Genomic DNA, 13,746 nt, shown 5'->3' on the forward strand with positions numbered 1-13,746 from the left:
TGTCCTCCGTGCTACTCAGCGGGCACCGCGACGACGACCTTCGCGGGGCGAAGCTCGATCGATCCGAGCCGATAGCCGACTTCCACGACCTCCAAGATCGTGGTCTCGGTAGCCCCGGGAGTGGGCTGCTGGAAGATCGCCTCGTGCTGCTGCGGATCGAAGACCTCGCCGGCTTCGCCGTACGAGGTGACACCGAGCCGCTCGGCGACCGAGCGGATCTTCTCTGCGATCGCTGCGAAGGGAGAGCCCTCTTCGAGGTCGCCGTGTTTCTCGGCCCGGTCGAGGTCGTCGAGCACGGGGATGAAGCCCTTCGCGACAGCCCCTTTCGCGCGTTCGATCTCGATCTCCCGCTGCTCCTCCGTGCGGCGGCGGTAGTTGGCGTACTCCGCCTGAAGGCGCTTGAGGTCGGTCAACAGCGCCGACTCGAGGTCGGCGAGCACGACATCCTCGGCCGCAGCGGCGTCAGCCGACTGCGCAGCCCCGAGAATGGCGTCCACCGTGAGGTCATCCTGCCCGGCACCGGCGGCGCCGGAGGAGGTGTCCTCCGACGCTGCCGCGTCACCGTTGTCAGCGCTCGCGCTGTCAGGGGCGCCGTCAGGTCCGACTCCGGAGTCCTTCTCCGAAGGTGTGGGCTCTTCGTCGTCCTTGCGTGCCATGATCTCTTCCGTTTACTTCTTGTCGTCTTCGTCTTCGACGACCTCGGCGTCGATGACGTCCTCGTCGGGGTTGGGGACCTCACCCGAGCCGGGCTCGCTCGCCGCGGGGTCGGGGTTCTCGCCGGCGGCCTGCCCTGCCTGGTAGATGGCTTCACCGAGCTGCGACTGGCTCTGGTTCAGCTTGTCGAACGCAGCCTTCACCGCGTCGTCATCCTCGCCGGCAAGAGCGGTCTTGAGGGCGTCGACATCAGCCTGCACCGAGGTCTTGACCTCGTCGGGCAGCTTGTCTTCGTTGTCCTTGATCAGCTTCTCGATCGAGTACGACAGGGTCTCGGCCTGGTTTCGGGTCTCAGCCGACTCGCGACGCTTCTTGTCTTCAGCGGCGTGTTCCTCGGCCTCGCGCACCATGCGCTCGATGTCTTCCTTGGGCAGCGACGATCCACCGGTGATCGTCATCGACTGCTCCTTGCCGGTGCCCTTGTCCTTGGCGGACACGTGCACGATGCCGTTCGCGTCGATGTCGAAGGTCACCTCGACCTGCGGGATGCCGCGAGGGGCCGGCGCGATGCCGGTGAGTTCGAAGGTTCCCAGCGGCTTGTTGTCGCGGGTGAACTCGCGCTCACCCTGGAAGACCTGGATCGCGACGGACGGCTGGTTGTCGTCGGCGGTCGTGAAGGTCTCGCTGCGCTTGGTCGGGATGGCGGTGTTGCGCTCGATGAGCTTGGTCATGATGCCGCCCTTGGTCTCGATACCGAGGCTCAGCGGGGTGACGTCGATGAGCAGAACGTCCTTGCGCTCACCCTTGAGGACACCGGCCTGAAGCGCCGCACCGACGGCGACGACCTCATCAGGGTTGACTCCCTTGTTGGGCTCCTTGCCGCCGGTCTCCTTCTTGACCAGGTCGCTCACCGCGGGCATGCGGGTCGACCCACCGACGAGCACGACGTGGTCGATGTCGCTGACCTTGATGCCGGCTTCGCGGATGACGTCCTCGAACGGCTTCTTCGTGCGGTCCAGCAGGTCCTTCGTGAGGTCCTCGAACTTCGCGCGCGTGATCGTCTCGGACAGCGACACCGGGCCGTTCTCCGTCAGCGACAGGTAGGGAAGGTTCACGCTCGTGGATGCCGAGCTCGAGAGCTCCTTCTTCGCCTGCTCCGCGGCCTCCTTGAGGCGCTGCAGGGCGATCTTGTCACCCGAGACGTCCACACCGGTGGTGTCCTTGAACTGCTTGATCAGGTAGTCGACGATCCGCTGGTCCCAGTCGTCACCGCCGAGGCGGTTGTCACCGGCGGTCGAACGCACCTGGATCGTCGAGAAGTCGTCATCCTTGCCCACCTCCAGCAGGGAGACGTCGAAGGTTCCACCACCGAGGTCGAAGACGAGGATGAGTTCGTCTTCCTTACCGCGGTCCAGGCCGTAGGCGAGGGCGGCGGCGGTGGGCTCGTTGATGATGCGCAGGACGTTCAGGCCCGCGATCTCGCCGGCTTCTTTGGTCGCCTGACGCTCGGCGTCGTTGAAGTACGCGGGGACGGTGATGACGGCATCGGTCACCGAGTCACCGAGGTACTGCTCGGCGTCGTGCTTGAGCTTGGCCAGGATGCGCGCCGAGATCTCCTGCGGCGTGTACTTCTTGCCGTCGACGTCGAAGGTCCAGTCGGTTCCCATGTGGCGCTTGACCGACGAAACCGTACGGTCGACGTTGGTGACGGCCTGACGCTTGGCGGTCTCGCCGACGAGCACCTCGCCGTCTTTCGTGAAGGCGACCACCGACGGGGTGGTGCGGAAGCCCTCGGCGTTGGCGATGACCTTGGGCTCGCCGCCCTCGAGGACGCTGACGACGGAGTTGGTGGTTCCGAGGTCGATTCCCACTGCACGTGGCATCTGATTCTCCTTGTTTTGCGTGGAAGCGATGTTCCGGTTGAAAGTCGACTCGCGGCTCCTTGCACGGTTGAGGCACGAGGTTGAGTCGCGATGACTCAAGCGTAGCCACCCACCCTCTCGGTGTCAACTGGAGTTGAGTCCACTCGTATCAATTTTGTGCGGGCGATAATGATCGCGTGAATCTTCCGTGGCACTTCGCTCCGCTGCGCGGCGAGCGCGTGACTCTCGATCTGCTGCGCCCCGATGACCTCGCGGCGCTGAGCGCGATCCAAGGAGACCCCGCCACCGTGCGGTACATGCTCTACGAAGCCAGGTCGCGAGACCAGGTCGAAGCGGCGATCGAACGCGACAGCGCCCACGACCGCCTCGAGAAGGCCGGTGACTACGTTCAGCCGGCGATCCGGGATGCCGATGGCCAGCTGGTGGGAACGCTGTATTTCAAGCTCGCCAGCACTGATGACCGCACCGCAGAGATCGGATGGCTCCTGTCGGCATCCGCGCGGGGCAAGGGCTACGCGACCGAGTCCGCTGACATCTTCCTGCGGGTCGGATTCGAGGAGCTCGGGCTGCACCGCATCTACGCCGAACTCGATCCCCGCAACGAAGCGTCAGCCGCAGTCTGTGCGCGGCTCGGAATGCGTCACGAGGCCCATCTGCGCGAGAACATGTGGCTGAAGGGCGAGTGGGTCGACACCGCGATCTACGCGATCCTCGAGCAGGACTATCGACGCATTCGGGCCTGAGTGCCGCGAGTGATTCACACGAGCTTCGCGAGGGTTTGCAGCGCAATCACGAGAAGGCCGAGCCCGATGAGGATGCCGAGAGCGAGCACCCTCTCCCACCACCTCGCGTGCGAACGGCGAACGGCGAGCCAGCCGATCAGCGCGAGGGTGACGATGTAGACGATGGCGGCAGCGCTTATCGCCGTGGACAGGTCGATGATCTCGAGCCATCCGAGAAACAGCAGTCCGCCCGGCACGGCAACCGTCGACAGGCCACCGCCGGCGACGCGGGTCAGGACGATCCAGTCCCGGCCATGGGGAAACTCCCCCTCCACCGCGAGGTGCGAAACCACGTCTGACACCAGACCCGCGATCGTGATGCCGATCACACCGAACAGCAGGGCAAGCAGGGCGTGGTCGGCATCCTCGTGATCGGAACCCGCGATCACGAGGATGATGGCAAGTCCTGTGAAGGTGGCGTAGATCCGCTCGCGAAGATAGGCGCCGACTGCCCGGCTGCCGCCGGTGTTGAAGAGGCGGTCATAGCGCCGCTGCATCGACGAACCGCCCTCGGGGGCCGGCCGGTCGTGCGCGTCCTTCGGGCGGGCACCGTCGGCGGTTTCGTCGGCAGATGCGGGAGTCATGATGTCTCTCCTCGGCTCTCGGCCGCCGCCCGCTGTCGCATCCGCCGTGCCTTTTGACGCGCCTTGGCCCAGGCGTCGAAGCGCGCGGTGTCGGGGATGCGGGCAAGGAGCGGCCCGACCACGATGGTGATGAGTACATAAGCCGTCGCTAGGGCGGCAAGTGATCGATCGGCGCCAGCCGATACCGCAAGCCCCGCGATGACGATCGAGAACTCCCCGCGGGGCGTGAGAGCGAAGCCGGCACGCCAGCGCCCCGGTTCGGCGATTCCGGCCTTGCGGGCGGCAAGATAGCCGGTCAGCACCTTCGTGCCCATGGTGACGACCGCCAGGATGAGCGCGGGGATGAGAACGGGAGGGAGGTCGGCGGGGTTGGTCGAGAGGCCGAAGAAGAGGAAGAAGACCGCCGCGAACAGGTCGCGGAGCGGAGTGAGAACCTGCGTCGCGTGCTCGGCGGCGGGGCCGGAGATGGCGATGCCCACGAGGAAGGCGCCCACCGCGGCAGACACGTTAGCCTCTGCGGCAAGACCCGCAACGATCAGGGTGAGTCCCAACACCGACAGCAGCAGCACATCGGCGCGCTTGGACCAGACGAGCTTGGAGACAAGCGGCCCGTGTCGCAGTGCCACCCACAGGATGACGAGCACCGCGGCGAGCGCGATCGTGACGCTTATCGTCCCACCGGCGAGGTCCATACCGACCAGAACAGCCGTCAGGATCGGAAGGTAGAACGCCATCGCCAGATCTTCGATCACGAGGATCGAAAGGATCGTCGGCGTCTCACGGTTGGGGAGACGCCCGAGATCCTGCAGCAACTTCGCAACGACACCCGATGATGAGATCCACGTGATCCCGGCGAGCACCAGGGCACCGATCTGCCCCCAGCCGAGGACGAACCCGGCGATGGCACCGGGGACGGCGTTCAGGGCCATGTCGATCCCCCGGCCATGCGTGACCGGTTGAGGCTGCCCATCAGCTCTTTCGCGTTGTACTCCAGGCCTAGCATCACCAGCAGCAGGATGACGCCGATCTCGGCGCCGACCTCGATGAACTCCTCGCCCTGTGAGATCGGCAGGATGCCGCCCTCACCGAACGCGAGGCCGCCCAGGAGGATCAGCGGGATCGGGGAGATCCCGATGCGGCCCGCGAGGCGACCCAACAGCGCGATACCGAACAGCAGCGCGCCGATCTCGAGAAAGAGCAGCGCGCCATCATGCATCGATCAAGCGCCGTTCAGGATCCGGACCAGGTGCTCAAGACCCTCACGGGTGCCGACGACGACCAGGGTGTCTCCGGCGCGCAGCGCGTCGGAGGGCTCGGGCGCCGGGATCACGCCCGACTCGCGCACAATGGCCACGACGGAGCAGCGCGTGAGCGTGCGCGCTTTCGTGTCGCCGAGGGGTCGCCCGACGTACGGGGAGTCTGCCCGCACGGGAATCTTCTCGATCTGCAGGCCGGCGAAGGCCTCCTGCAGGCCCGCCAGCTGGGTGAGGATCACCGAGCCGCCGAGCACCTCCGAGAGCGCCGTGGCCTCGTCATCCGTCAACGCGAGGGTGTCACCGCAGCGGTCGGGGTCGTCCTCGTCGGAGATCGCTATCTCTCGACCGCCCTCGCGGAAGTTCACCACCGAGAGACGCCGACCATCGTCGGTGAGGATGTCGTGACGGATGCCGATGCCGGGTAGCTCGGCGCGCTCCACGTGAACGGGCATGCGCCCATCTTCCCACCAAAAGGGCTACCCAATGTTCACTCTGGACCCCTAGCGTATGGCGAGTGAGCGACAGCGAGCCCGAACTCCGCGAGGCCCAGGCCCCGACACCCGACGCAACCGGTGTGCCGACTCCTCCGCCGACCACCGACACCGATGCCCTCGAGAGCCTGGCGGTGCTCTTCCAGGACTCCACCGAGGAGCGGCACGTCCCGCGCAAGCAGGTGATCTCGTGGGCGTTCTGGGACTGGGCGACCCAGCCTTTCAACTCCGTCATCCTCACCTTCGTCTTCGCGGCCCTGTACCTCGTCTCCGACAGCTTCCTGCCCGCTGACGTCGCTTCGCTCCCCGATGATTCCCCTGTAAAGGAGGCGGCGCTGGCCGACCTCACCAGCGGGTACGGCTTGGTCACCACCATCGCGGGGCTGCTGATCCTGTTTCTCGCGCCGGTCCTCGGCCAACAGGCCGATCGCCGGGGCAGCAAGAAGCGCTGGCTCTTCGTGTTCACGATGCTCCTCGCGCTCACGCAGTTCGCGTTGTTCTTCGTCTACGCCCAGCCCGTCTTCTTCTGGTACGGCGCGGCCGTGCTGGCCGTGGGTGCGGTCATCTCCGAGATCGCCGGCGTCAACTACAACGCGCTCCTCGTCCAGGTGTCAACGCCGAAGACGGTCGGCAAGGTCAGCGGCCTCGGCTGGGGCATGGGCTACATCGGCGGAATCGTCGCCCTCGTGATCGTCGTCGCTCTCACGTTCGCGGACTGGTTCGGGATGGACACCTCCGACGGCCTCGCGTATCGCCTGATCGCGGTCGGATGCGGTGTGTGGACGATCCTTTTCTCCATCCCGCTCTTTCGGAACGTCCCCGAGCCCCCGCCCTCGGCGCCCGGCCAAAGCGTGGGCTTCTTCCGCAGCTATGTGGTGCTCGTGCACGACATCGCGCGCCTGTTCCGGGAGCACCGTCCGACCTTCTGGTTCCTCATCGCCAGCGCCGTGTACCGCGACGGTTTGGCCGGGGTCTTTGCATTCGGCGGAGTGCTCGCAGCCGTCGCGTTCGGATTCGGGCCGACCGACGTCATCCTGTTCGCGATCGCGGCCAATGTCGTGGCCGGGCTGTCGACGATCATCGCGGGTCGGTTCGACGACAGGTTCGGCGCGAAGGCCGTCATCGTCGTCGCCCTGACCACCCTCGTGGTCGTCGCGTTCGTCGTCTTCGCGTTCCACGACCTGGGTGCCGTCATCTTCTGGATCGGCGGACTCATCCTCTCGGCCATGGTCGGGCCGGCGCAGGCAGCATCCCGCTCGCTGCTCGCTCGCGTCACCCCGACCGGGATGCAGGGTGAGATCTTCGGGCTCTACGCCACAACCGGACGCGTCGCGAGCTTCCTCTCCCCGGCCATGTGGACCGTCTTCATCGCGTATTTCGGCTCGACCATCTTCGGCGTCCTCGGCATCGGACTGGTGCTCCTGCTCGGCCTCATCCTGCTGCTGCTCGTGCGGCTGCCCAAGCGCTCGGCGGTCTGAGCGCGGCGCTCGCCTCCGCGATGTAGGACAACTCGCCTACGTAGGAGTATTGGGGCGGCATCCGTCCTACCTGGGTGATTACTCCTACCTACGGGATGCAGCGAGGCGGGTCAGCTGGGCCAGGCGTCGGCGAGCTTGGTCAGCAGACGGGCGAGGTCGGTGCGTTCGGCATCCGTGAAGGATGCCAGGGCCGTCGTGATCGCATCGCGTCGCTGATCGCGAAAGCCGCGGACGAAGGTCTCGCCCTTCTCGGTGAGAACGATCCGCGTTCGGCGGGCATCGTCGGGGTCGGCCTCGCGGCGAACGAGCCCGAACTCGACCCCCTGCTGCACGAGGCGCGATGCGCGAGGCTGATCGACGCCGATCGCTTCGCCGAGCTCGCTCACAGTGAGCGGATGGTCGCTGGATGCCAGCACTTCAAGCACACGCATCCGCGCCGGACCCGAGATGCGGGCATCGCCGCGATGTTCTTTCGAGCCCATCGGTCCCACCCACGGGCCCCAGCCGGCGCCCGGACCGAAGCCGGGGCCGCCTCGGTGATGACCGCGCCGACGATGGCCGTCCGCGTCGTCGGTCCCGTGGTTCTGCGAGTCGTGCGGCCCTGGAGGCATCCACGGCAGGTGGCCGCGCCGTCCTCGCAGGCGAACGAGTGCCGCCGCGATCTGATCGATGGGGTCGGACGGCGTGATCGGCATCCCTCCAATTTACATGCGAGTTGACATGGATATCGATTACATGTCACCATGCAAGTACATGCACTAATACATGCATTCCGGAGCAACGCAAAAGAGCGCCCGGAGACGACGCGGGTTCTGCCCGCCAGAGAGGATTCCCCATGTACACCCACGAAGAACACCACGAAGACGCACCCGCCGGGAGCGACCGCCCGCTCGGCTACTGGCTGCGCCTGGTCGAGGCCCTGATCAGCCGCGAGTTCGACACACGCCTCGCCGAGTGCGGCGCTGACCGCCGCGATTGGATGCTGCTGGGCGTCATCGACGGCACGCACGCCTGGGCCCGAGCACCTCGAGGCAAGCGGATGCGCCGCCTCGAGGATCGCGGCTGGATCGAGCAGAACGGATCCGGCGACTGGACGCTCACCGACGCCGGTCGTGAGATGAAGGAACGCCTCGCCGAGGCCGTGTCCGGCATCCGTGAGAGCGTCTCGGGCGCCGTCTCACCCGAGGACTACGCCACGACCATCGCGTCACTTCAGGCGATGGCCCGCGGACTCGGCGGAGAGCAGGAGCACGACCTGGACCCGGACCTCGGCTTCGGCCGGTGCGGCCGCGGGCGGCACGGTCGCCCCTTCGGACCGGGGTTCCACCCCGGATTCGGACGCGGCTTCGGCCCCGGTTTCCGTCCGGGGTTCGGTCCGGCGTTCGAAGCCGACAACGATGCGCGCCACTGCGACGACGGCCGTGACCACGGCTCGCACCGACAGGGTCACCGTCACGGCAAGCCTCACCGGGGCGAGCACCGCCGCGGCGAGCGCGCCTACGAGCGGGGCTTTGACGCCGGCTTCACGCGCGGTCGCGAGTCAGCGGCAAGCTGAGGCATTCCGACCCCAAACACACCTATCGGTCGCGTCGTCTTGCGGGTTCGGCTCACGTCAACCCGCAAGAAGGCGCGACCGAACTGTTGCTGGCGGCTCGCTGAGCCAGAGACAGGATGACTAAGCGCCGGACTACTCCGCGGCGCGGGTTCCGACATCCGTGCGGTGAAAATTCTGGTGCGAACGGGATGCCGTCGGTCCGCGTTGTCCTTGGTAGCGGTTGCCGTACGGGCCAGATCCGTAGGGGTTCTCGGCGGGAGACGACAGCCGGAAGAAGCACAGCTGCCCGATCTTCATGCCGGGCCAGAGCGTGATCGGCAGGGTAGCGACGTTCGACAGCTCGAGGGTCACGTGGCCCGAGAAGCCAGGGTCTATGAACCCCGCAGTGGAGTGGGTGAGCAGCCCGAGCCGCCCGAGCGAGGATTTGCCTTCGAGCCGCGCGGCGATGTCGTCGGGGAGCGTCACCTGCTCGAACGTCGAACCCAGGGCGAACTCGCCCGGGTGCAGGATAAACGGTTCGTCGGGTGCCACTTCGATCAGCCGTGTGAGATCGGGCTGGTCGACGGCGGGGTCGATGAACGGATACTTATGGTTGTCGAACAGCCGGAAGTAGCGATCGAGGCGAACGTCTACGCTCGAGGGCTGCACCATCTCGGCATCCCATGGGTCGAGCGCGACCCGACCAGTGGACACTTCGTGGCGGATGTCGCGGTCCGAGAGCAGCACGAGCCCAGCCTACGACCCCTCGCGAGCTGCTTGGTATGCTGGCGGGGCGCCTCGGCGCATGGGGCTGTAGTTCAATGGCAGAACTTCTGCTTCCCAAGCAGACAGCGCGGGTTCGATTCCCGTCAGCCCCTCCAATGCCCTCACGTGCGGCCGTAGGCCGTGCGAGAGGGCATTCGCGTGGGTGCCGTAGGAACCGATCTCCGCGTGCGGGTGGGCCCACGCCGCCGGAGGCTCCGCGCGCCGCGCAGCGGCGCGTGGAGTGGCGGTGGGGACGATTCCCGTCAGCCCCTCCAATGCCCTCACGTGCGGCCGTAGGCCGTGCGAGAGGGCATTCGTGTGGGTGCCGTAGGAACCGGCTCGCCTGCGGGTGGGCCCACGCCGCCAGAGGCTCCGACCGCCGCGCAGCGGCGGGCGGAGTGGCGGTGGGGACGATTCCCGTCAGCCCCTCCAATGGCCCGAGAACATCGAAGGCCCACGCAGTACTCTGCGCGGGCCTTCGGGTTCAGGGGACGTCAGTCGCGGGTTGCTTCCTTGACGTCGTTGCGTGCCTTCACGGCGTCGCGTTCGGCCTCCGCCTTCTTGACGTCGGCCTCAGCCGACATCTCTTCGGCCTTGTCCTTGGCTCGGTCAACTCCGTCCTGGATGGCGTCGGCGGTGTTCTCCGCAGCCTCAGCGATGTTCTTCTTCGCATCGTCCATGAATCCCATGGGGTCTCCTTCCATCTGCAGAGCGCGACGTGATGTCGCAATGCATGAAGGTAGCTGGTCTCTTTGCCATGTCCCAGGGGGTTGCAAGATCCGGCCCGACCGTCCATAGTTCGCGCCGGCAGTCGGGATTCCCCATCCCGAGCCCTACAGAGCCGCTAGCCCTTGACGACAGGCTGAACGGGTGTTTAGCCTGTCGAACATGCGTTCAGCCCCCGACGCTTCGACCCGTGATCGGATCCGCGATGCGGCAATCGCGGCCTTCGCAGAGCGCGGCTTCGACGCAGCGAGCCTGCGCGACATCGCACAACGGGCGGGCGTCAGTGCCGCTCTGATCGTGCACCACTTCGGCTCGAAGGAAGGCCTGCGCGAAGAGTGCGACGCCCATGTCGTCCAGACACTGGTCACCGACAAGGGGCGCCTCGCAGGTGGCGGTGCGTCAGCGATGATGCGGGAGGCCCTCGCTGACCGCCAGCGCTATGAGCCGCTGCTGGACTACATGTCCCGGATGCTGACATCCGACACCGCGGCGGCAGACGATCTGTTCGACTCCTTGGCCGCCGCGACGCGCGACCTGCTCGAGCAACAGGCCGCGGCCGGGATGATGCGCCCACAGTCCGACATGGACGCGACCGTCACCGCAGTGACGCTGTACGGCCTCGCCCCGGTGCTGCTGCGCCGCCAGCTCGCTCGCAGCCTCGGTGAGGACGGCCTGACCGAGGCGCTTCTTCGCCGGCTCACCCTGCCACTCCTGGAGCTCTACACCCACGGCATCTACGCGGACGACCGGCTGCTGACCGCCGCGCAGGACGCGCTGGCGCGACCCCTCGGCCCGCCCTCGGGCAAAGGTGAGAACGACCCGCACCAGGATCCCGACCCGCCGCTGGCCGGCTGACCCCGGCATCCATCAACACTCCAGCGACGAAAGGAGCAGGGGATGACCCCTGCCATTGAACTGAACGACCTGCGCAAGCAATACGGGCGGCGCACCGCCCTTCACGGCCTCACCCTCACGGTAACTCAGGGCACGGTGTTCGGCCTGATCGGCCCCAACGGGGCCGGCAAGACCACGACTCTCCGGATGCTGGTCGACATCATCCGGCCGACCAGCGGCACCGCCCGCGTCTTGGGAACTGATCCGCGAACCGGCGGGGCCGCGCTCCGGCGACGCATCGGTTACGTCCCCGGTGAGTTGCGGATGGAGGGACGCGCCACCGGACGACGTCTCCTCGACTTCTACGCGAGCGTCTCGGGGCCGGTGCGCCAGGGACGGATCGAGCAGCTGGCCGAGCGTCTCTCGTGCGATCTGTCCCGTCCCGTCCGCACCCTCTCGAAGGGCAACAAACAGAAGCTCGGGCTCATCCAGGCATTCATGCACGAGCCACCGCTGCTCATCCTCGACGAGCCGACGAGCGGACTGGACCCCCTCATGCAGCGCGAGTTCCTCGGGCTTGTGCAGGAGGCCCGACACAACGGCCAGACTGTCCTGCTGAGCTCTCATGTCCTCAGCGAGATCCAGCAGGCAGCTGACGACGTCGCGGTGCTCAGCCAGGGCCGGATGGTCGCGGCGGGTGCTGTCGACGAGCTCCGGCTCGGCGCCGTGCGCCGCATCCGGGCTGTGATGACGGATGCCGACCCCGACGCGGTCCGCGGCGCACTCACACCGCTGTCGCCGGCCGCGCCTCCCGAGGTTCGCGCGCAGGATGACCGGGTGATCGTGCACGCCACGATCGAGGGTGAAATCGACCCACTCGTGAAGGCACTGGCCCGTTTCCACGTGGCGGAGCTGCTGATCGAAGAGCCCGACCTCGAAGAGTCGGTGTTGCGCCTGTACGGCGCCGCGAGCGCCGATACTTCCGCAGCGATGGGAGGCGAGTGACATGGCCGGTGTGCTTCCTGTCGCAGGCCGGAACCTGCGCGACTCCTGGCGCGGGCTGCTCGCGTGGGCGCTGGGTCTGACCGCGGCCCTTGCTCTGTACCTTCCCCTGTTTCCATCGTTCGGCAGCAACGGCTCGCTCGAGGAGATCATCGCCACCCTTCCCCCGGAGTTGGTCGACGCGCTCGGCTATGACCAGATCGGCACCGGCTCGGGATATGCGCAAGCAACCTTCTTCGGTCTGATCGGTTTCGCGCTCATCGTCATCGCAACCACCGCCTGGGGAGCGAGCGCGATCGGTGGCGCCGAAGAGAACGGCCGCCTGGAACTCGACCTCGCCCACGGCATCGGCCGCGTTGCCTATGTCCTCGAGAACGCGCTGGCTATCCTCGTCAAGCTCATCGCGCTCGGCGTCGTCATCGGCGTGGTGGTCGGGGTCCTCAACGGTCCCTCGGAACTCGGGCTCGAAGCATCCGGAATCGTCGCTGCCACAGCAGCCCTCACTGGGCTGGGGGCACTGTCTGCCACAGCCGCGCTGCTGGCCGGAGCGATCTCCGGTCGCCGGATCGCCGGGGTCGCGGCCGGTGCGGGAATCGCCGTCTACGGGTACGCACTTCAGGCTGTCGCGAACCAGTCCGAGGATCTCGCGTGGGTTGAACGGCTGTCGCCGTACTCCTGGGCCTACAGCGAGTCGCCGCTTGAATCGGGACTCGGGTGGGGCATCGCGGCGGTCTGGGGCGTCGCGATCGTGTTCACCGGAGCTGCAGCCCTTGCGCTGCGCTCCCGCGATGTCACCGGCTGAGGATCACCGGTACTGATCGAGCGAGCGAAGGGGAGGCTGGGCGCCGACGTGGGTCACCGCGTCGGCGCCCACCGCGCACGCGGCAGCCAGCGCGACCTCGTCGGGCCATCCGGCGTGCACGGCGAGCGTGATCGCCGCGCTGAAGGCATCCCCGGCGCCGACGGCGCTCACCGCGTCGACCACGGGTGACGGAGCGGTCAGCACCCGCGTCCCCTCTCGCCACAGCGACGCCCCGCGCGCGCCGTGTGTGACCACGACCAGCTGCGCCGCCGAGACTGATGGCAGAGCGGCGAACTCGGCGTCGTTGACGATCACGAGGTCCGCACGCTGCAGGACCGATGCGGGGATGTCCCGCGCCGGCGCTGCGTTCAGCGCGAAGAACCCGGGCACGGATGCCGCGAGCGCCTCGATCGCGTGCGGAGGGATCTCCAGCTGCGCGAGCACGGCTTCGTCGGGCGTGAACTGGCCCGCGCCATCGACCGTATCGTTGGCGCCCGCGCACACCACGATTGTGTTCTCGCCCGCGGCATCCACCGTGATGATTGCCGTTCCCGTCGGTTCTGCGACGACACGGATGCCTGACGTGTCGACTCCCGCGCGGCGCAGGTTCTCGAGCATGGCCCGACCGTCGGCGTCGTCTCCAACGGCCCCGAGCATCCGTACCGCCGCGCCCAGTCGAGCGGCTGCAGCTGCCTGATTCGCCCCTTTGCCGCCGGCGCCCCGAACCGGCCCGACACCACGCACCGTCTCACCGGGGACCGGGAGCTGATCCACGGTGACCGAAATGTCGACGTTGATGCTTCCGACCACACAGAGCGGACCGGGGGCTGGGGATGTCATGTCTACATTCCATCACGCGGCATCACCCCGGCTACGACCAAGGGGTCACCGCGCGATATAACCGAAGGGGTGCGCGACGCGCCCCGGACAGCGCCGTCCGCTCACCTCATCTTCG

General features: G+C 67.1%; 14 protein-coding genes, 1 tRNA gene and 1 pseudogene. 7 read left to right on the forward strand and 9 right to left on the reverse strand.

Translation table 11 applies throughout. The annotated features are described in order from the left end of the window. Nucleotides 1-11 precede the first annotated feature (11 nt). Nucleotides 12-656 carry a nucleotide exchange factor GrpE gene (locus MICSW_RS13985; RefSeq protein ID WP_464496322.1) on the reverse strand — a complete coding sequence of 215 codons (645 nt, stop codon included), beginning with the start codon at nucleotides 654-656 and terminating at the stop codon, nucleotides 12-14. A 12-nt stretch (nucleotides 657-668) separates the two neighbouring features. Then, nucleotides 669-2,537 (reverse strand): molecular chaperone DnaK, encoded by a 1,869-nt coding sequence (gene dnaK, locus MICSW_RS13990; RefSeq protein WP_228178251.1) that lies wholly within the window; start codon nucleotides 2,535-2,537, stop codon nucleotides 669-671. A 176-nt stretch (nucleotides 2,538-2,713) separates the two neighbouring features. On the opposite strand from dnaK, the gene MICSW_RS13995 reads away from it, so the two are divergent. Then, complete coding sequence (locus MICSW_RS13995; protein ID WP_464496323.1) at nucleotides 2,714-3,280, forward strand: GNAT family N-acetyltransferase; 567 nt, start codon at nucleotides 2,714-2,716, stop codon at nucleotides 3,278-3,280. A 14-nt stretch (nucleotides 3,281-3,294) separates the two neighbouring features. Here MICSW_RS13995 and MICSW_RS14000 read toward each other — a convergent pair whose 3' ends face one another. From MICSW_RS14000 to MICSW_RS14010, 3 genes and pseudogenes are all read right to left on the reverse strand, one after another. Continuing rightward, nucleotides 3,295-3,903 (reverse strand): hypothetical protein, encoded by a 609-nt coding sequence (locus MICSW_RS14000; protein WP_464496324.1) that lies wholly within the window; start codon nucleotides 3,901-3,903, stop codon nucleotides 3,295-3,297. Continuing rightward, nucleotides 3,900-5,119 (reverse strand): annotated as a pseudogene (locus tag MICSW_RS14005) (cation:proton antiporter). Before MICSW_RS14005 ends, MICSW_RS14000 begins: the two are co-directional and overlap by 4 nt. A gap of 3 nt (nucleotides 5,120-5,122) precedes the next feature. After that, nucleotides 5,123-5,611, reverse strand: a complete 489-nt coding sequence (locus MICSW_RS14010; RefSeq protein WP_228178247.1) for a cation:proton antiporter regulatory subunit — start codon at nucleotides 5,609-5,611, stop codon at nucleotides 5,123-5,125. Between the two features lie 62 nt (nucleotides 5,612-5,673). Between MICSW_RS14010 and MICSW_RS14015 the strand changes: the two genes are divergently transcribed. Then, nucleotides 5,674-7,128: an MFS transporter gene (locus tag MICSW_RS14015; RefSeq protein ID WP_347424211.1), complete on the forward strand. Its 1,455-nt coding sequence runs from the start codon at nucleotides 5,674-5,676 to the stop codon at nucleotides 7,126-7,128. A gap of 110 nt (nucleotides 7,129-7,238) precedes the next feature. On the opposite strand, the gene MICSW_RS14020 is transcribed toward MICSW_RS14015, so the two are convergent. Next, nucleotides 7,239-7,823 carry a MarR family winged helix-turn-helix transcriptional regulator gene (locus MICSW_RS14020; RefSeq protein ID WP_292728182.1) on the reverse strand — a complete coding sequence of 195 codons (585 nt, stop codon included), beginning with the start codon at nucleotides 7,821-7,823 and terminating at the stop codon, nucleotides 7,239-7,241. 140 nt (nucleotides 7,824-7,963) lie between these two features. Here MICSW_RS14020 and MICSW_RS14025 point away from each other — a divergent pair, with 140 nt between their 5' ends. Further along, complete coding sequence (locus MICSW_RS14025) at nucleotides 7,964-8,683, forward strand: hypothetical protein (protein ID WP_292728184.1); 720 nt, start codon at nucleotides 7,964-7,966, stop codon at nucleotides 8,681-8,683. A gap of 132 nt (nucleotides 8,684-8,815) precedes the next feature. On the opposite strand, the gene dcd is transcribed toward MICSW_RS14025, so the two are convergent. After that, complete coding sequence (gene dcd, locus MICSW_RS14030) at nucleotides 8,816-9,409, reverse strand: dCTP deaminase (RefSeq protein WP_228178244.1); 594 nt, start codon at nucleotides 9,407-9,409, stop codon at nucleotides 8,816-8,818. Nucleotides 9,410-9,469: 60 nt separating this feature from the next. Between dcd and MICSW_RS14035 the strand changes: the two genes are divergently transcribed. Next, a tRNA-Gly gene (locus MICSW_RS14035) sits at nucleotides 9,470-9,543 on the forward strand. Between the two features lie 378 nt (nucleotides 9,544-9,921). Here the strand turns inward: MICSW_RS14035 and MICSW_RS14040 are convergent. Next, on the reverse strand, nucleotides 9,922-10,116 hold the full coding sequence (locus MICSW_RS14040; protein WP_464496325.1) for a hypothetical protein: 195 nt from the start codon (nucleotides 10,114-10,116) through the stop codon (nucleotides 9,922-9,924). A 199-nt stretch (nucleotides 10,117-10,315) separates the two neighbouring features. On the opposite strand from MICSW_RS14040, the gene MICSW_RS14045 reads away from it, so the two are divergent. Genes MICSW_RS14045 through MICSW_RS14055 form a run of 3 tightly spaced genes read left to right on the forward strand, consistent with a single transcriptional unit; the run spans nucleotide 10,316 to nucleotide 12,791 of the window. Continuing rightward, on the forward strand, nucleotides 10,316-11,008 hold the full coding sequence (locus MICSW_RS14045; protein WP_464496326.1) for a TetR/AcrR family transcriptional regulator: 693 nt from the start codon (nucleotides 10,316-10,318) through the stop codon (nucleotides 11,006-11,008). Nucleotides 11,009-11,050: 42 nt separating this feature from the next. Continuing rightward, on the forward strand, nucleotides 11,051-11,992 hold the full coding sequence (locus MICSW_RS14050) for an ABC transporter ATP-binding protein (protein WP_228179509.1): 942 nt from the start codon (nucleotides 11,051-11,053) through the stop codon (nucleotides 11,990-11,992). 1 nt (nucleotide 11,993) lies between these two features. Further along, on the forward strand, nucleotides 11,994-12,791 hold the full coding sequence (locus tag MICSW_RS14055; protein ID WP_228179508.1) for an ABC transporter permease subunit: 798 nt from the start codon (nucleotides 11,994-11,996) through the stop codon (nucleotides 12,789-12,791). 3 nt (nucleotides 12,792-12,794) lie between these two features. On the opposite strand, the gene MICSW_RS14060 is transcribed toward MICSW_RS14055, so the two are convergent. Further along, nucleotides 12,795-13,631, reverse strand: coding sequence for a PfkB family carbohydrate kinase (locus tag MICSW_RS14060; protein ID WP_347424212.1), 837 nt, complete (start codon nucleotides 13,629-13,631; stop codon nucleotides 12,795-12,797). Between the last annotated feature and the right edge of the window lie 115 nt (nucleotides 13,632-13,746).

The sequence above is a fragment of the Microbacterium sp. SW12 genome, from assembly GCF_055391095.1.

What these genes read in the sequence shown, in the direction of transcription:
- dnaK (WP_228178251.1), bottom strand. Translation starts at nt 2,537, where the DNA reads ATGCCACGTGCAGTGGGAATCGACCTCGGAACCACCAACTCCGTCGTC.
- MICSW_RS14050 (WP_228179509.1), top strand. Translation starts at nt 11,051, where the DNA reads ATGACCCCTGCCATTGAACTGAACGACCTGCGCAAGCAATACGGGCGG.
- MICSW_RS13985 (WP_464496322.1), bottom strand. Translation starts at nt 656, where the DNA reads ATGGCACGCAAGGACGACGAAGAGCCCACACCTTCGGAGAAGGACTCC.
- MICSW_RS14010 (WP_228178247.1), bottom strand. Translation starts at nt 5,611, where the DNA reads ATGCCCGTTCACGTGGAGCGCGCCGAGCTACCCGGCATCGGCATCCGT.
- MICSW_RS14055 (WP_228179508.1), top strand. Translation starts at nt 11,994, where the DNA reads ATGGCCGGTGTGCTTCCTGTCGCAGGCCGGAACCTGCGCGACTCCTGG.
- MICSW_RS14020 (WP_292728182.1), bottom strand. Translation starts at nt 7,823, where the DNA reads ATGCCGATCACGCCGTCCGACCCCATCGATCAGATCGCGGCGGCACTC.
- MICSW_RS14000 (WP_464496324.1), bottom strand. Translation starts at nt 3,903, where the DNA reads ATGACTCCCGCATCTGCCGACGAAACCGCCGACGGTGCCCGCCCGAAG.
- MICSW_RS14045 (WP_464496326.1), top strand. Translation starts at nt 10,316, where the DNA reads ATGCGTTCAGCCCCCGACGCTTCGACCCGTGATCGGATCCGCGATGCG.
- MICSW_RS14040 (WP_464496325.1), bottom strand. Translation starts at nt 10,116, where the DNA reads ATGGGATTCATGGACGATGCGAAGAAGAACATCGCTGAGGCTGCGGAG.
- MICSW_RS14025 (WP_292728184.1), top strand. Translation starts at nt 7,964, where the DNA reads ATGTACACCCACGAAGAACACCACGAAGACGCACCCGCCGGGAGCGAC.
- MICSW_RS14060 (WP_347424212.1), bottom strand. Translation starts at nt 13,631, where the DNA reads ATGACATCCCCAGCCCCCGGTCCGCTCTGTGTGGTCGGAAGCATCAAC.